Origin of the sequence: Streptomyces sp. NPDC086080 (assembly GCF_044540255.1) — a bacterium.
In the GTDB taxonomy this organism is placed as follows: Bacteria; Actinomycetota; Actinomycetes; order Streptomycetales; family Streptomycetaceae; genus Streptomyces.
Genome location: NZ_JBITRU010000002.1, coordinates 1 through 15552, shown reverse-complemented (window position 1 = coordinate 15552; position 15552 = coordinate 1). Strand labels below are relative to the sequence as shown.

General features: G+C 69.4%; 16 protein-coding genes. 8 read left to right on the top strand and 8 right to left on the bottom strand.

What is annotated here, in order from left to right; all coding sequences use genetic code 11:
- Nucleotides 1-41: 41 nt before the first annotated feature.
- Nucleotides 42-1490, bottom strand: a complete 1449-nt coding sequence (locus ACIF9R_RS02165) for an NAD(P)H-quinone dehydrogenase (protein WP_399973070.1) — start codon at nt 1488-1490, stop codon at nt 42-44.
- 98 nt (nt 1491-1588) lie between these two features.
- Here ACIF9R_RS02165 and ACIF9R_RS02160 point away from each other — a divergent pair, with 98 nt between their 5' ends.
- From ACIF9R_RS02160 to ACIF9R_RS02150, 3 genes are all read left to right on the top strand, one after another.
- A complete protein-coding gene (locus ACIF9R_RS02160; RefSeq protein ID WP_399973067.1) occupies nt 1589-2029 on the top strand; it encodes a gamma-glutamylcyclotransferase in 441 nt (146 codons plus the stop codon).
- A gap of 92 nt (nt 2030-2121) precedes the next feature.
- Nucleotides 2122-2946, top strand: a complete 825-nt coding sequence (locus tag ACIF9R_RS02155; protein ID WP_399973065.1) for a purine-nucleoside phosphorylase — start codon at nt 2122-2124, stop codon at nt 2944-2946.
- Nucleotides 2947-3070: 124 nt separating this feature from the next.
- On the top strand, nt 3071-4729 hold the full coding sequence (locus ACIF9R_RS02150; RefSeq protein WP_399973063.1) for a phospho-sugar mutase: 1659 nt from the start codon (nt 3071-3073) through the stop codon (nt 4727-4729).
- Between the two features lie 93 nt (nt 4730-4822).
- Here ACIF9R_RS02150 and ACIF9R_RS02145 read toward each other — a convergent pair whose 3' ends face one another.
- A complete protein-coding gene (locus ACIF9R_RS02145) occupies nt 4823-5533 on the bottom strand; it encodes a PH domain-containing protein (protein WP_399973061.1) in 711 nt (236 codons plus the stop codon).
- Nucleotides 5534-5703: 170 nt separating this feature from the next.
- On the opposite strand from ACIF9R_RS02145, the gene deoC reads away from it, so the two are divergent.
- The 4 genes from deoC to ACIF9R_RS02125 all read left to right on the top strand — a co-directional run bounded on the left by deoC (nt 5704) and on the right by ACIF9R_RS02125 (nt 9812).
- Nucleotides 5704-6657 carry a deoxyribose-phosphate aldolase gene (gene deoC / locus ACIF9R_RS02140; protein WP_399973953.1) on the top strand — a complete coding sequence of 318 codons (954 nt, stop codon included), beginning with the start codon at nt 5704-5706 and terminating at the stop codon, nt 6655-6657.
- A 5-nt stretch (nt 6658-6662) separates the two neighbouring features.
- Nucleotides 6663-8099 (top strand): aldehyde dehydrogenase family protein, encoded by a 1437-nt coding sequence (locus tag ACIF9R_RS02135; protein WP_399973059.1) that lies wholly within the window; start codon nt 6663-6665, stop codon nt 8097-8099.
- Nucleotides 8092-8982: an aldehyde dehydrogenase family protein gene (locus ACIF9R_RS02130; protein WP_399973056.1), complete on the top strand. Its 891-nt coding sequence runs from the start codon at nt 8092-8094 to the stop codon at nt 8980-8982. The genes ACIF9R_RS02135 and ACIF9R_RS02130 overlap by 8 nt, the downstream gene beginning before the upstream one ends.
- 107 nt (nt 8983-9089) lie before the next feature.
- A complete protein-coding gene (locus ACIF9R_RS02125; RefSeq protein ID WP_399973053.1) occupies nt 9090-9812 on the top strand; it encodes a hypothetical protein in 723 nt (240 codons plus the stop codon).
- 530 nt (nt 9813-10342) lie between these two features.
- On the opposite strand, the gene ACIF9R_RS02120 is transcribed toward ACIF9R_RS02125, so the two are convergent.
- From ACIF9R_RS02120 to ACIF9R_RS02095, 6 genes are all read right to left on the bottom strand, one after another.
- Complete coding sequence (locus ACIF9R_RS02120; RefSeq protein ID WP_399973050.1) at nt 10343-10957, bottom strand: hypothetical protein; 615 nt, start codon at nt 10955-10957, stop codon at nt 10343-10345.
- Nucleotides 10954-12129: a hypothetical protein gene (locus ACIF9R_RS02115; protein ID WP_399973047.1), complete on the bottom strand. Its 1176-nt coding sequence runs from the start codon at nt 12127-12129 to the stop codon at nt 10954-10956. Before ACIF9R_RS02115 ends, ACIF9R_RS02120 begins: the two co-directional genes overlap by 4 nt.
- 95 nt (nt 12130-12224) lie before the next feature.
- Nucleotides 12225-12956: an ATP-binding cassette domain-containing protein gene (locus ACIF9R_RS02110; RefSeq protein WP_399973044.1), complete on the bottom strand. Its 732-nt coding sequence runs from the start codon at nt 12954-12956 to the stop codon at nt 12225-12227.
- 134 nt (nt 12957-13090) lie between these two features.
- Nucleotides 13091-13612 carry a hypothetical protein gene (locus tag ACIF9R_RS02105; protein ID WP_399973042.1) on the bottom strand — a complete coding sequence of 174 codons (522 nt, stop codon included), beginning with the start codon at nt 13610-13612 and terminating at the stop codon, nt 13091-13093.
- Nucleotides 13613-14192: 580 nt separating this feature from the next.
- Nucleotides 14193-14498 (bottom strand): DUF6087 family protein, encoded by a 306-nt coding sequence (locus ACIF9R_RS02100; RefSeq protein ID WP_399973039.1) that lies wholly within the window; start codon nt 14496-14498, stop codon nt 14193-14195.
- A 70-nt stretch (nt 14499-14568) separates the two neighbouring features.
- Entirely contained in the window at nt 14569-14817 is a 249-nt protein-coding gene (locus ACIF9R_RS02095) for a hypothetical protein (RefSeq protein ID WP_399973036.1), read from the bottom strand.
- Nucleotides 14818-14956: 139 nt separating this feature from the next.
- Here ACIF9R_RS02095 and ACIF9R_RS02090 point away from each other — a divergent pair, with 139 nt between their 5' ends.
- Nucleotides 14957-15238 (top strand): hypothetical protein, encoded by a 282-nt coding sequence (locus tag ACIF9R_RS02090; RefSeq protein WP_399973033.1) that lies wholly within the window; start codon nt 14957-14959, stop codon nt 15236-15238.
- Nucleotides 15239-15552: the final 314 nt, after the last annotated feature.

Sequence of the window (15552 nt, the reverse complement as noted above, 5' to 3'; positions counted from 1 at the left end):
GGGGCGACGCCCCGTGACCGGCAGGGTGCGGGTTCCGGCCGTCAGGCCTCCGCGCCCGCCTTCCGGGTCTGCAGCTGCCGGGCCACCTCGGCGATCGACCCCGACAGCGACGGGTACACGGTGAAGGCGTTAGCGATCTGTTCGACGGTCAGATTGTTGTCGACCGCGATCGAGATGGGGTGGATGAGTTCCGAGGCGCGCGGCGCCACGACCACACCGCCCACCACGATGCCGGTGCCCGGACGGCAGAAGATCTTGACGAAGCCGTCGCGGATGCCCTGCATCTTGGCCCGCGGGTTGCGCAGCAGCGGCAGCTTGACCACCCGGGCGTCGATCTTGCCGGCGTCGACATCGGCCTGGGAGTAGCCGACGGTGGCGATCTCGGGATCGGTGAAGACGTTCGACGAGACCGTCTTGAGGTTCAGCGGGGCGACCGCGTCACCGAGGAAGTGGTACATGGCGATACGCCCCTGCATCGCCGCCACCGAGGCGAGCGCGAAGACACCCGTCACGTCACCGGCGGCGTACACGCCCGGGGCCGTGGTCCGCGAGACCCTGTCGGTCCAGATGTGGCCCGAGTCCCGCACTCTGACCCCTGCCTCCTCCAGGCCCAGGCCCTCGGAGTTCGGGATGGCGCCCACGGCCATCAGACAGTGCGACCCGGTGATGACCCGCCCGTCGGCCAGGGTCACCTCCACCCGGTCCCCGACCCGCTTGGCGGACGCGGCACGGGACCGCGCCATGACGTTCATGCCCCGGCGCCGGAAGACGTCCTCCAGCACGGCGGCCGCGTCCGGGTCCTCGCCCGGCAGCACCCGGTCGCGGGAGGAGACGAGCGTCACCTTCGACCCGAGCGCCTGGTAGGCGCCGGCGAACTCGGCACCCGTGACACCGGAGCCGACCACGATGAGCTCCTCGGGAAGCTCGTCCAGGTCGTACACCTGCGTCCAGTTGAGGATCCGCTCGCCGTCCGGGCGGGCGTCGGGCACCTCGCGCGGATGACCACCCGTGGCGATCAGTACGGCGTCGGCGGTGAGGGTCTCCTCGCTCCCGTCGGCGGCGCGCACCACGACCTTGCGCGACCCGTCGAGCGCCTGCATGCCCTCCAGCCGGGCGCGCCCGCGCAGCACTCGCGCGCCGGCGCGGGTCACGGACGCGGTGATGTCGTGCGACTGGGCCAGGGCGAGCCGCTTCACCCGCCGGTTGACCTTGCCCAGGTCGACGCCCACCACCCGGGCCGCCTGCTCCATCGGCGGGGTGTCGTCGGCGACGATGATGCCCAGTTCCTCGTAGGAGGAGTCGAACGTGGTCATCACCTCGGCCGTGGCGATCAGAGTCTTGGACGGCACGCAGTCGGTGAGCACCGACGCCCCGCCCAGGCCGTCGGCGTCGACGACGGTCACCTCCGCGCCGAGCTGAGCGGCGACCAGCGCCGCTTCATATCCGCCGGGTCCGCCACCGATGATCACGATCCGAGTCACGTACTCCATTGTCCCGCACACTTCACGGTGCGACCGCACGGGGGCCGGGGCCGTGGCCCCGCTGTTACCGGAGTGGCTCACGTTCCGTCTGCCGTACCCTTCCCCATATGTCGCTCTACGCCGCGTACGCCGGCAACCTCGACGCGCGGCTGATGTCCCGCCGCGCCCCGCACTCGCCGCTGCGCGCCACCGGCTGGCTGAACGGGTGGCGGCTGACCTTCGGGGGCGAGCACATGGGCGGGGAGGGTTCACTGGCGACCCTCGTCGAGGACCCCATTTCCCAGGTCTTCGTGGCCCTCTACGACATCACCCCGATGGACGAGGAGTCCCTGGACCGCTGGGAAGGGGCGGGCGGACTGGACCTCTATCGCCGCACCCGGGTCCGCGCCCACACCCTGGACGGCGAGGAGCCGGCCTGGACGTACGTCCTGAACGGTTACGAGGGCGGCCTGCCCTCGGCCCGCTATCTGGGCGAGATCGCCGACGCCGCCGAGTCCGCAGGCGCTCCCCACGACTATGTGATGGAACTGCGCAAACGTCCCTGCTGAGGGCCGTTCGCCGGAAACGACAAGACAACGATCGCCAACGCGCCGTCCCGAACATCTACGCGCGTAGGCGAATACCGGTTACCCTCGACCGCGTGAACGCTTCTCTTCTTCCGGACGACATCCAGGGCGACCCCTACGCCGCGGCCGACGCCGCCGCCGCGCGCCTGCGCGAACTCACGGGCGCCGAGACCCACGACGTCGCTCTCGTGATGGGCTCCGGCTGGGCCCCGGCCGTGGACGCCCTCGGTACGCCCGAGGCCGAGCACCTGGTCACCGAACTGCCCGGCTTCCCGCCGCCGGTGGTCGAGGGCCACGGAGGCAAGATCCGCTCGTACCGCGTCGGTACGAAGCGCGCCCTGGTCTTCCTTGGTCGTACGCACTACTACGAGGGCCGGGGCGTCGCGGCCGTCGCCCACGGCGTCCGTACGGCGGTGGCCGCGGGCGCCAAGACGATCGTCCTGACCAACGGCTGCGGCGGCCTGCGCCAGGGCATGCGCCCCGGACAGCCGGTCCTGATCAGCGACCACATCAACCTCACGGCCACGTCGCCGATCGTCGGCGCGAACTTCGTCGACCTCACCGACCTGTACTCGCCGCGGCTGCGGGCGCTGTGCAAGGAGATCGACGCGAGCCTGGAGGAAGGCGTCTACGCCCAGTTCCCCGGCCCGCACTACGAGACTCCGGCGGAGATCCGGATGGCCCGGGTGATCGGCGCGGACCTGGTGGGCATGTCGACGGTGCTCGAGGCGATCGCCGCGCGGGAGGCGGGGGCGGAGGTCCTGGGGATCTCCCTGGTCACGAACCTCGCGGCGGGCATGACGGGGGAACCGCTGAACCACGAGGAGGTTCTGCAGGCGGGGCGTGATTCGGCGACGCGGATGGGGGCGTTGCTGACTCAGGTGCTGGGGCGCCTGTAGGCGCGGGGCGGGTGGTCCGGCGCCGGTCCGCGAGACCCCGCCGCACCTGCGCTACGCAGCCCCCGGCGGAGGCGCACCGCATGACACTCCGATCTCAGACCACGACCGAGAGAGGCCGACCGACGTGGAAGACGACGCCCTCAGCGCACAGGCACAGGCATGGCTCGCCGAGGACCCCGACCCGGACACCCGCGAGGAACTCGCCCGCCTCATCGAGACCGGCGACCACGCCGAACTCACCGCACGCTTCGCCGGCACCCTCCAGTTCGGCACCGCCGGTCTCCGCGGCGAACTCGGCGCGGGCCCGATGCGTATGAACCGCTCCGTGGTCATCCGCGCCGCCGCCGGCCTCGCCGCGTACCTCAAGAAGCACGGGACCCCTCACGGGAACGACACAGCCGGCCTCGTCGTCATCGGCTACGACGCCCGTCACAAGTCCCGTGACTTCGCCGAGGACACCGCCGCCGTCATGACCGGCGCCGGCCTCCGGGCGGCCGTCCTCAACCGCCCCCTGCCCACCCCCATCCTCGCCTACGCCATACGGCACCTCGGTGCCGTCGCCGGCGTGGAGGTCACCGCCAGCCACAACCCGCCCCGGGACAACGGCTACAAGGTGTACCTGGGCGACGGTTCCCAGATCGTCCCCCCGGCCGACGCGGAGATCGCCGCCGAGATCGCCGCCGTCACCTCCCTCACCACGGTCCCCCGCCCCACCGGGGGCTGGGAGACCCTGGACGAGACGGTCCTGGACGCGTACCTCGCCCGTACGGACGCCGTCCTGGCCAAGGGCTCCCCCCGCACGGCCCGCACCGTCTACACGGCGATGCACGGCGTGGGCAAGGACGTCCTCCTCGCCGCCTTCGAACGGGCCGGCTTCCCGCAGCCCGTCCTCGTCACCGAGCAGGCGGACCCCGACCCGGAGTTCCCGACCGTCGCGTTCCCCAATCCGGAGGAGCCCGGCGCGATGGACCTCGCCTTCGCGAAGGCCCGCGAGACCGACCCCGACCTGGTCATCGCCAACGACCCCGACGCCGACCGCTGCGCCGCGGCCGTCAAGGACGGCCCCACCGGCACGGACTGGCGCATGCTGCGCGGCGACGAGGTCGGCGCCCTGCTCGCCGCCCACCTGGTCCGCCGCGGAGCGAGGGGCACGTTCGCGGAGTCGATCGTGTCGTCGTCCCTCCTCGGCCGCATCGCGGAGAAGGCCGGCCTCCCCTACGAGGAGACCCTGACCGGCTTCAAATGGATCGCCAGGGTCGAGGGCCTGCGCTACGGCTACGAGGAGGCGCTCGGCTACTGCGTCGACCCGGACGGCGTCAGGGACAAGGACGGCATCACGGCGGCCCTGCTCCTCACGGAACTGGCGTCCGAGCTCAAGGCGGAGGGCCGCACCCTCCTCGACCTCCTCGACGACCTCGCCGTCGAGCACGGCCTGCACGCCACCGACCAGCTCTCGGTCCGCGTACAGGACCTCGGCATCATCGCCGCCGCGATGCGCCGCCTGCGCGAGAATCCGCCCACACGGCTGGCCGGCCTGCGCGTGATCAGCGCCGAGGACCTGACCGAGGGTACGGAGAAGCTCCCGCCCACCGACGGCCTGCGCTACACCCTGGACGGGGCCAGGGTCGTCGTCCGCCCGAGCGGCACGGAGCCGAAGCTGAAGTGCTACCTGGAGGTGGTGGTCCCGGTCGCCGAAAAGCCGGACCTCCCGGCGGCCCGTGCGAAGGCGGCGGCTCTTCTCGCCCGGATCAAGCAGGACCTTTCCGAGGCCGCCGGCATCTGAGAGAAGTACGCGGGGCGAGCCACTCGCCCCGCGTGACTCACGCGCCGCCCGGAACCCGGAACCCCGAGCCCGGAACCCGGAGCCCGGAACTCCTCACCCCACAGCCAGCAGCACCGCCAGCAGCACGGCCCCCGCGACCGCGGGCCCCGCGATCTCGTAGGCCCACCGCACGGTCACCTCGCCCTGCGCGGTGTCGACTCCCTGCCGCTGCTCGTGCAGCTCGCGCATCTCGGCCATGGCCCGGTCGCCCTCGGCCTTCTTGGGTGCCTCGGGAGGGGCCCCCGGAATGAGCCCACGGCCGCCGCCGCGGCCACCCCGGCCCGCGCCCTCTCCCTTCTCGGCGCGAGCCGCCGCCGCGGCCGCCCGCGCCTCATGCCGTGCCGCCTTGCCGCGGGCCCGCAGGGAGACCGGAAGAGCCCACAGCTGGTACTTCGTGCCGTTCTCGTCGATGACCTCGTTGGAGAACCCGGACCGCAGCGAGGCGACCTTCCCCCAGGGCAGCACGATCACGCGGAACGGGTTGCGGACGCGCAGCCGGTCGTCGTTGACGTAGACGGCGGGGCGCAGGCTGTAGGCGAAGACCAGCGGCACGAGGAGGAGCATCGTGGCGAGGGCGAACCAGGGGGTGCGGCCCTCTCCGGCGACGACGGCGTCGATGCCGAGCCAGCCGATGATGGCGAGCAGCAGCACACCTCCGACCAGGCCGGCGGGCGACCGGTAGATCCGGTCCTGGTACTGAGGTGTCGCGGGACCGGAAGGCTTCGTGGGCTCCGGGCCGGGCGACTGGGGGTCGGGGCTCGTCATGGTCCCGATTCTGCACGACGCCGCGGCGGACCCCGTACGGGGTGGAAGCCGGGCGGGGACGCCCAGCGAGTCCTCACACGGCACCCCGCCCGGCACCCCGTCGAAGGCGTACGGGATGCACCTCGGGGCTGTACAGCCGCTACGCGCGTAGATATGCTCGTCTGGTGACCATGCCCACCACTGCACCCCACGCTCTCAGCGACGTCACCGCGTCCGACAGCACACTGCGCGGCTTCCTCCACGGGCTGCCCGGCGTCGACGCGGTCGGCCTGGAGGCGCGCGCCGCCTCCCTCGGCACCCGTTCGATCAAGACGACCGCGAAGGCGTACGCCATCGACCTCGCCATCTCGATGGTCGACCTGACGACGCTGGAAGGCGCGGACACCCCGGGCAAGGTCCGGGCGCTCGGCGCCAAGGCCGTCCACCCCGACCCGACCGACCGCACCACGCCCTCCACGGCCGCGGTCTGCGTCTACCCCGACATGGTGGCCACGGCGAAGGCGGCCGTCGCCGGCTCCACCGTCAAGGTCGCCTCCGTCGCCACCGCGTTCCCGGCCGGCCGCGCCCCCATCGCCGTGAAGCTGGCGGACGTCCGCGAGGCCGTCGCCGCCGGTGCGGACGAGATCGACATGGTCATCGACCGAGGGGCGTTCCTCGCGGGGAACTACGGGAAGGTGTACGACGAGATCACCGCCGTGAAGGAGGCCTGCGGGACGAGCGCCCGCCTGAAGGTCATCTTCGAGACCGGCGAGCTGTCGACGTACGACAACATCCGCCGGGCGAGCTGGCTCGGCATGCTGGCCGGCGCCGACTTCATCAAGACCTCGACAGGCAAGGTCGCCGTCAACGCGACCCCCGCGAACACCCTCCTCATGCTGGAGGCGGTCCGCGACTTCCGCGCCCGGACCGGCGTCCAGGTCGGCGTGAAGCCGGCCGGCGGCATCCGTACGACCAAGGATGCCGTCAAGTTCCTGGTCCTGGTCAACGAGACCGTGGGCGAGGACTGGCTGGACAACCACTGGTTCCGCTTCGGCGCCTCCTCGCTGCTGAACGACCTGCTGATGCAGCGCCAGAAGCTGGCCACCGGCCGCTACTCCGGCCCCGACTACGTGACGGTGGACTGATCACCATGGCACCTGTTTTCGATTACGCACCGGCGCCCGAGTCCCGCTCGGTCGTCGACATCGCCCCGTCGTACGGCCTTTTCATCGACGGTGAGTTCACCGAGGCCGCCGACGGCAAGGTCTTCAAGACCGTCTCCCCCTCCACCGAGGAGGTCCTCTCCGAGGTCGCCGAGGCCGGTGAGGCGGACGTCGACCGCGCGGTGAGGGCCGCCCGCAAGGCGTTCGAGAAGTGGTCGGCGCTTCCGGGCTCCGAGCGCGCGAAGTACCTCTTCCGCATCGCCCGGATCATCCAGGAGCGCAGCCGCGAGCTCGCCGTCCTGGAAACCCTCGACAACGGCAAGCCGATCAAGGAGACCCGCGACGCGGACCTCCCCCTGGTCGCCGCGCACTTCTTCTACTACGCGGGCTGGGCCGACAAGCTCGACCACGCCGGCTACGGCACGGACCCGCGCCCTCTGGGCGTGGCCGGCCAGGTCATCCCCTGGAACTTCCCCCTCCTCATGCTGGCGTGGAAGATCGCCCCGGCCCTGGCGACCGGCAACACGGTGGTCCTGAAGCCCGCCGAGACGACCCCCCTCTCCGCGCTGTTCTTCGCGGACATCTGCCGCCAGGCGGGCCTGCCCAAGGGCGTCGTCAACATCATCACCGGCGACGGCCGCGCCGGTGCCGCGCTCATCGCGCACCCGGACGTCAACAAGGTCGCCTTCACGGGGTCCACCGCCGTCGGCAAGCAGATCGCGCGCACGGTCGCGGGCACCCGCAAGAAGGTGACCCTCGAACTGGGCGGCAAGGGCGCCAACATCGTCTTCGACGACGCCCCGATCGATCAGGCCGTCGAGGGCATCGTCAACGGCATCTTCTTCAACCAGGGCCAGGTCTGCTGCGCGGGCAGCCGCCTCCTGGTCCAGGAGTCGATCCACGACGAACTCCTCGACTCCCTCAAGCGCCGCCTCACCACCCTCCGCCTCGGCGACCCGCTGGACAAGAACACCGACATCGGCGCGATCAACTCCGCCGAGCAGCTGGCCCGGATCACCGCGCTGGCCGACCAGGGCGAGGCGGAGGGCGCCGAGCGCTGGTCCCCGGCCTGCGAACTCCCGGAGAACGGCTACTGGTTCGCCCCGACGCTGTTCACGAAGGTCACCCAGGCGCACACGGTGGCGCGCGACGAGATCTTCGGCCCGGTGCTGTCCGTCCTCACCTTCCGCACCCCGGACGAGGCGGTCGCCAAGGCCAACAACACCCCGTACGGCCTGTCGGCGGGCATCTGGACGGAGAAGGGTTCGCGCATCCTGGCGGTCGCGAACAAGCTCCGCGCGGGTGTCGTCTGGTCCAACACGTTCAACAAGTTCGACCCGACCTCGCCGTTCGGCGGATACAAGGAGTCGGGCTTCGGCCGCGAGGGCGGCCGCCACGGCCTGGAGGCGTACCTCGATGTCTGACGCACGACTTTCCGTACTGAAGACCTACAAGCTGTACGTCGGCGGGAAGTTCCCGCGTTCCGAGAGCGGCCGGGTGTACGAGGTGACGGACTCGAAGCAGAACTGGCTGGCCAACGCCCCCCTCTCCTCCCGCAAGGACGCCCGTGACGCGGTGGTCGCCGCGCGGAAGGCGTTCGGCGGCTGGTCGGGCGCTACGGCGTACAACCGGGGCCAGATCCTCTACCGCGTCGCGGAGATGCTGGAGGGCCGCAGGGACCAGTACGTCCGTGAGGTGGCGGCCGCCGAGGGCCTGTCGAAGTCGAAGGCCGCCGAGCAGGTGGACGCGGCGATCGACCGCTGGGTCTGGTACGCGGGCTGGACCGACAAGATCGCCCAGGTGGTCGGCGGCGGCAACCCGGTCGCGGGCCCGTACTTCAACCTGTCCTCCCCGGAACCGACGGGCGTGGTCGCGGTCCTCGCCCCCCAGAAGTCGTCCTTCCTGGGCCTGGTCTCGGTAGTGGCCCCCGTCATCGCCACCGGCAACACGGCGGTCGTGGTGGCATCGGAGAAGTCCCCCCTCCCCGCTCTCTCCCTCGGCGAGGTCCTGGCCACCTCCGACCTCACCGGCGGCGTGGTCAACATCCTCTCCGGCCGCACGGCGGAGATCGCCACCCCGCTCGCCGCGCACATGGACGTGAACGCGATCGACCTCGCGGGCGCGGACGAGACCCTGGCGAAGGAACTGGAGATCGCGGCGGCCGACAACCTCAAGCGCGTCCTCCGTCCACAGCCTGTGGACAACTGGTCGGCCACCCCCGGCACGGACCGCATGACAGCCTTCCTCGAAACCAAGACGGTCTGGCACCCGACCGGCTCCCTGGGCGCGTCGGGCTCCGCGTACTGACGCGCCACCAGGTCCCCCGTCCCCGCCAGGACGGGGGACCTGACGGCCAGCTGCCGGGAAGGGAACGGAATCCCCTTTCCGGCAGCTCAGGGCGGTTGAATGCTCAGGTGACGAACTGGGCACAGATGTACGACTCCTACGGGGACGTCGATCGCGTTCCCGAACTCCTGGCACGGGCCGAGCACGAGGACGACGCCGCGGCGTGGGACGAGTTGGGCTACCGGCTGAACCTCGAGTCCGACTTGGTGTTCCCCGCCAGCTTCGCCGCACTGCCCCGTCTGGTGCGTCTGGCGGCGGGAAATTCCCGGGCGCGTGAGCTGGCGGGGGCGATCGTCCGGTGCGGGGCAGGAGATCATGGCTGCGACGAGTTGCTGGCAGCCTGTGCCGACGCGATCGCGGAGTTCCGGGGGTTACTCAATCGGCACCTGCGTTCACGGCCGGACGACTACCTCGCGGCCTTCCGTGACCTGATCGCAGCCGATGGGCAATATCACTGGAGCGCGGTCCTGGGCGACTTCTCGGACGACTTCTACGAGGTCGCGTGCCCTCACTGCGCTGTAGAGGTGACGATCGCCATCGGTGGGTACGGACACTATTCAGCGATCCGGGACTGGAACCTGGGCGACGTGGACCGACGGGACCTGAAGCCGGCACCCTCAGAGATGATCTCCGGCACCGGTCGTCGGATGCACGAGATCGCCGTCCGCGACGGGCAATCCAGGCTCGCCGACGGAATCGCCCACCTCTTCGGCCAGGCCGAATGCCCCCGCTGTGCCGGCGTCTTCGTCATCGCGGATGAGTACGAGTCCGCCAATCGCCCTCCTGTCTGAGCTGCGCGACCTCACTCCGGTCACGACCAGTCGGCTACAACTCACGCACGGAACGGGCCGGATTCCGGCGACGTCGTTACGCACGACACGGCCACTGGTCTGGTCGACATCGCTGCCGAGACCGAACCGCGTGATATCTACGCCGAGTCCACGTTCAAGGATGATGCCGAGCCGTCGTTCCGCTGTACCCAGTACACCGGCCACGGGGCGCCACGTCCCCGAACTGCTCGACGACCCGGCGACGGCCCTGGAGCTCGGCTGCGGCCGCCCGGAGATGCGGAACAGCACGTCAAAGTGAGGCAGGAGGCACGCGGCCTGGGATACCCGAGCCTTTTCCGGGCTGGCCGCTCCGGTTCCGATCCGCTTCGGCCTGGCCCTCGCCCCCGGCGGGACCCGGGTGGTCACCGTCTCGGTCAACGCCGTCGAAAGCGCACCTTCCTCATACGGACGAAGAACACCGCGATGAGGAACATCAGGAGGCTCGACAGCACGAGCCCACCCGCGACGGCCAGAAACACTCGCACAGTCGATTACCCCCAGGAAGGTCGACGCACCGCCGGGAAAACGACGTAGGCGAGCGCAGCGGCTGTGAACAGTACGCCGGTCACCACCCATTGGGTGGGGGTGACCTCCAGGTCCATGATGACGGCCCACCAGTAGTGGCCCGGCTCGCCGACCCGGTACCCGAACAGCATGCTGCACAGGGTCAATGCAAGGGAAGGGAGCCACACGGCATGCGCATGCACGTAGTGCAGGGTCACCAGGCTGAGCGCCGTATGAAGCAGCACGTTGCGCGCGGTGGGTTGCCAGGTCACTTCCGGGCCGGTCACCTGCGCGACATTGGCGGCGAGTACAGCGAGACACGTCCACGCAGTCACCCATCCCGCCCGGGCCAGAACGGATCGCGGAGGGTCGGGGAGGGGGAGCCGCGCCGTGTTGTCCGTGGCGATGGCCGCCCCCATACCGGCCAGGGCTGGCAGCAGCAGGAGGAGGGAGACGGGGCTGTCGAACAGGAACAGGCCCACGCCGGACACCGTCACCTGGCTGCCGCACAAGGAGACCAAGGCCACCATGGCCAGCAGAACCCGTGCGGGCCTGACGGCATGCACTGCCGACCAGGCCTGCACGACCGGCATCTTCCTCACGTGCTTCCGTCCAGGTCACACCGCGCGAAGTCCGCCTTGATGTCCCGTACCTGCTCAGCGTCGAGGATCTTCACAGGCACCGGAAAGTCCTGCAAATCCATCTTCACGTCCATCAGGGTCATCCACGTCGCGTACAGCGACAGGTTCCGCTCCCAGTACCCGTCGCTCGGAGGTTCCTCCCCGTACAGTGCTGCGCAGTGCTGCGGAGTGACGATTTCTGTCACCAACTCGTCGAGGGAGAGCTCCCCAGTCTCGTACGTGTCCGCGGGTATCTGCAGACCGGCGGTTCCCGTACCGGGTGCCGGCCGGTAGGTGCGGCTCATCTCCTCCACCTTGTCCGGAATCAGAGCGTCATAGCCGGCGTCCCTCGCCGCATCGACCATGTCACGGAACTGGCTGTTCACGGTCCCGGCGAACCGAGAGTGCTCCGCGAAAAGACAGACCTGCGGGCTGCTCCCTACACAATCCTGTGGTGTCTGCGGGGCCATTTGGAGCCGCTGTGCCGGCAGGACGAGCGAGGTCGAGGCGAGAACGGCCACCGTGACGGCGGCCAGACCGCTTCCGGCGCCAGTGGGAACCCGGACACCCGAACGCATCCGCAATGGCAGAAGCAACATCGCGGCCGCCGTGGCCGGCAGCACCACCGCCTGGCCGAGCAGATATCCCCCGTCGTACGTCAACCCGAGCCGGGACACCGTCGCTCCGCCGAACGTGAGGAGTTGGAAATTTTCCTGGGCGCCCGCTCCGCTTCCCTCACCCAGCAGATAAAACAGGACGAAGGCGCCGGCCGCCGCAGACAGCCCGGCTACCACCGGCGGCGCGAACCGTCCGATCGCCGATCCCAGGGCGACATACCAGGCGATGGCCAGACACTGCACGAGGGCGGCGAGAACCATCCAGCCCCACCCCACTTCAGGGTTCTGGACGCCGCCGGTCACCAGGGCGATGACAATGGCGAGCAGGTGAACCGCAGCGGCTGGTACGGCGCACCATGCGGCGGCCCGCAGATAGGGCAGACGCAGCCGGGCGACCGACACGACCAGGTGGATGTTGCCCGGACGGGACAGCCGAGACGCGTCCACCGCTGCCGCCCCCGCGTACACCGGGCCGAGAATGAACAGCGGGATGGCGAACCAGTCGACCGTCCACAACCCCTCACCACGCCAAGGCATGCCCCGTTGATAGAAGTTGACCACTTCCAGGACAGCAGCTGGCAGAACGACCCAAGGGCCGACGAGCGTGCGCAGTGCATACCGGATTCGCATGATCACGCTGCCCCGTCTTCCATCAGCGTCGCGATGGAACGTTCCAGATCGCTATCCCCCGGCGCACTCGGGTCGGCCTTCTTCTCCAGTTCAGCGACGGTGCCGTCGAAGACCACAGAGCCCTCGCCGAGAACGATGACGCGGTTGGCGAGCCCGCGGACATCCTCCACGAGGTGCGTGGACACGATCACCACACGACCCTCGGAGAGATCGGCGATCGTCCCGCGCAGTGCGACACGCTGCCGCGGATCGAGTCCGACGGTGGGCTCATCGAGTAGAAGGAGCGAGGGGTTGTGCACCAAGGCATGCGCGATTCCGAGGCGACGTGCCATGCCGCCCGACAACGAGCGGATCCGGCTTGTGCGCTTGTCATCGAGGCCGGTCCGGGCAAGGGCCGACGTAACGGACTCCGGCCTGCGCCGGGCGGGGACGCCCTGCAACCATGCCACATAGTGCAGAAACTCTTCGCAGGTGGCGGCGGCCGGCAACTGGGGTTCCTGAGGGAGATAGCCAAGTGAGGAATTGCACTCACCGGATTCCAAGGTGATGGTACCGGATGAAGGTTTCTCCACTCCGGCAGCCAGACGGAAGAATGTGGATTTCCCCGCCCCGTTGGGGCCGACGAGACACGTTACACCGCCAGTTATTTCCATAGACAGCGGACCCAGGCAGAATTCCTCTCCATATCCTTTGGAGACGGCGTTGCATACTAGTCGGCCGGAACTGACGGTCACGGTGCCCTCTTTGCTCTTTTCCCGGGCTGACAGCGGATTCAATCCGGGCCCGCGCCTCACCGAGAGGGGAAGCGCGGGCCCTGCCATTCTTCGACTCGGCACATCGGGCTCCGAGTCATGGCGTGCGACTGGGTTCAGTACTTCGAGCCCTCGGTGTAGGACGTGCCACTGTGAGTGTCCGGCCGATACGGAATGTCGATGGAGGTTCGGACCGCTCCCCGCGCGTAGTCCGCGTCCCCCGGCACACCGTCGTACGCCTTGTAGTACTTGTAACTGCTGCTGGTGTGATGCTTGGTCTCCGCGGTGGCGTGGTGATACCACTTCTTGTCGCAGGTCGTGTACTTCGGCGCGACGCAGTAACCAGCGTTCGCCTGGGTCTTGAGCTCGACATACACCTTGTGGTTGTCAGCGTTGTGGGCGAGACGGCTGTAGCTGTAGACCTTCGACGTCGTGCCGTTCGAGCCGTTGTAGAGTCGCCACTTCCCGTAGCCATACGCCGTGCTACCGTAAGCGGACTCCTTCAGCGGCGTCGACTTCTTGTTCCAGACGTGATATTCGCCTATCGCATAGGACGCGCCGGCAGTACCGCCGAGCGCGAAAACCGCCAGTGTGCCAGCACCGACCATTCGACGCAGCAGCGCAGAACGTCTTGCCATGCCAATCCCCCTCATCCGGATTCTGGTGGTCAGGCCAGCCGGGTACTGAACAGCCCTTGTGTAGCAGCACACCCGGCTGTCGGGTACGCCCCGAAGACGGGGCAACCGAGAGCGACTCAATCATTTCTTTCGGTGAGGAGGCAAGCATTTATCGAACATCTGAGCTTCACTTGAGGTAGAGACGCCCCGCATGGCGGGGCGAATACCAGCAGCGTCCTTGTGCACTCCCATGGCTGTCCGCGGATCCGGGTGACGGAGCGTGGCCTGACGATCTTGCCCGATCCGCTCAGGGCATGCACCCTGTCACCGCAGGCTTCCGCCGCAATGATTCAAGCGGCCTCGGAGGAGTGCACCCAATGCGAGCAGCACCCAGACGGGGGCAACTGCGTCGAGGTCGCCGACGGTTTCCTCCAAGAACCTGATCTTCGCTACGGGGCGATGCTCAGCCACAAGCCCGCGGCGGGGGAGACACTTGCTCCGGGCCGGGTTCGCCTGGGCCGGGGCATCGGTCGTGGACGCGCCGGGACCGGGCCACATCGGCACGCTGATCGTGCGCACCCGGCCCAGACCGGCCATCGACTCATCCGGCACTCGGGCCCGGCCTGCGGTGCCGCCCCCGCCCTTCCCGTAGCGGCTGCGGCCGGGGAACCGGAGCCGTCGGCGGCGCCTCGTCTCGCGGGTACAGCAGCCGTTGAGCCTCGGCGAGGTTCGCCGCATACCCGTGTGGCTCCCAGGCGTATCCGTTCCACCGCTGGATCACGCGGGGCGCCTCGGGATTGAGGTGTGAGCCCCGGGGGCCGTCGCCGGACACCAGCGAGACGGCCCGAAGGCGTCCGATCTTCGCGTCGCGGCGCTCCGCCCAGTCCGCCAGCGGCTCTTGGCCCATCGTGCTTCCTCCTACGACGGCAGAGTAGTACCCGCATCACGCCACGGGTGCTCGACGGACGGGGCGGACATCACGTCATCTCCCGCGTGATCGTCGCAGTTACGGCGGAAGCGAGGGCACGAGCCGTGGCCACGTTGCAGCGCCCCAGGTCGATCAGCACGAGCGGAGGCGACCCGGCGCAGGAAGCGGCGTCCAGCCCGAGGGACGGCAACGTCACTCCCGCCACCCCGAGCGCGTCACGCAGGTCCTCACACGCCCGTTCGGCATCCTTCACCGTGTCCGTGTCCGTGTCCGTCCGCCACCTGCCTGTCGTCGCCATGTCTGACACTCCGTACGCCGTTGTCGTCGGACGGGTCGGAGCCTCGCGGCCCCGGCCGGCCCGAGTGTTCCCGTCCGCTCGTACCGGGGCTGCCCGCGAGGACCCGGGGAGTCAGAGAACCTCCCCTCTGCTCCGTGCGTTGGCCCGGGCGATTTGGGACCCGCAGCAGTGGCTCCGTCCGCTCCAGGACGCGCAGCGGGTGCACGTCGGCGGGCTGCGCCGTCCACTCGATTCCGCCGCCCTCGGGGCGCAGCCATACGAGCCCGTCCTGGTGGTCCATGACGATCCCGCGCACGTCCTGCCGTACGTCCTGGGCGAGTTCACCGACCGGGAGCCTGGTCTCACCTGGTGCGGTCTGCTGCCGCTGGTCACTGTTCACACCTCAAGCGTCATGGTGAGCGGCGGCCACCGACCAGGGTGACGGTGTTCCCAACCGGGTCGCGGAACAGCCACCACCTGCAGATTCTGACCATCCGCACCCAAAATGTCACCCAACGCAACTACCGTTGGCGGAGTCCCGTTCCCCTGGGAACGCGGAACGGGCCAGCACGCCGACACGGCCCACCGCAAGGGAGCACCGACCACCTTGACTTCCTCCCCCTCCTGAAGGAGGGGGATTCCTACGGCTCGCGCCGTGGGGTTTCTGCTTCATCGCCGACTGCCCGCCCGGAGTACTCCGTTGAGGTCTTACACCAGCTCCACAGACAGACGCCGTCAGCCCGACGGCCAGAATGT

Excerpts from the sequence above, each read along its gene's own strand:
- ACIF9R_RS02165 (WP_399973070.1), bottom strand. The coding sequence starts at position 1,490 with ATGGAGTACGTGACTCGGATCGTGATCATCGGTGGCGGACCCGGCGGA.
- ACIF9R_RS02160 (WP_399973067.1), top strand. The coding sequence starts at position 1,589 with ATGTCGCTCTACGCCGCGTACGCCGGCAACCTCGACGCGCGGCTGATG.
- ACIF9R_RS02145 (WP_399973061.1), bottom strand. The coding sequence starts at position 5,533 with ATGACGAGCCCCGACCCCCAGTCGCCCGGCCCGGAGCCCACGAAGCCT.
- deoC (WP_399973953.1), top strand. The coding sequence starts at position 5,704 with ATGCCCACCACTGCACCCCACGCTCTCAGCGACGTCACCGCGTCCGAC.
- ACIF9R_RS02135 (WP_399973059.1), top strand. The coding sequence starts at position 6,663 with ATGGCACCTGTTTTCGATTACGCACCGGCGCCCGAGTCCCGCTCGGTC.
- ACIF9R_RS02130 (WP_399973056.1), top strand. The coding sequence starts at position 8,092 with ATGTCTGACGCACGACTTTCCGTACTGAAGACCTACAAGCTGTACGTC.
- ACIF9R_RS02115 (WP_399973047.1), bottom strand. The coding sequence starts at position 12,129 with ATGCCTTGGCGTGGTGAGGGGTTGTGGACGGTCGACTGGTTCGCCATC.
- ACIF9R_RS02105 (WP_399973042.1), bottom strand. The coding sequence starts at position 13,612 with ATGGCAAGACGTTCTGCGCTGCTGCGTCGAATGGTCGGTGCTGGCACA.
- ACIF9R_RS02100 (WP_399973039.1), bottom strand. The coding sequence starts at position 14,498 with ATGGGCCAAGAGCCGCTGGCGGACTGGGCGGAGCGCCGCGACGCGAAG.
- ACIF9R_RS02095 (WP_399973036.1), bottom strand. The coding sequence starts at position 14,817 with ATGGCGACGACAGGCAGGTGGCGGACGGACACGGACACGGACACGGTG.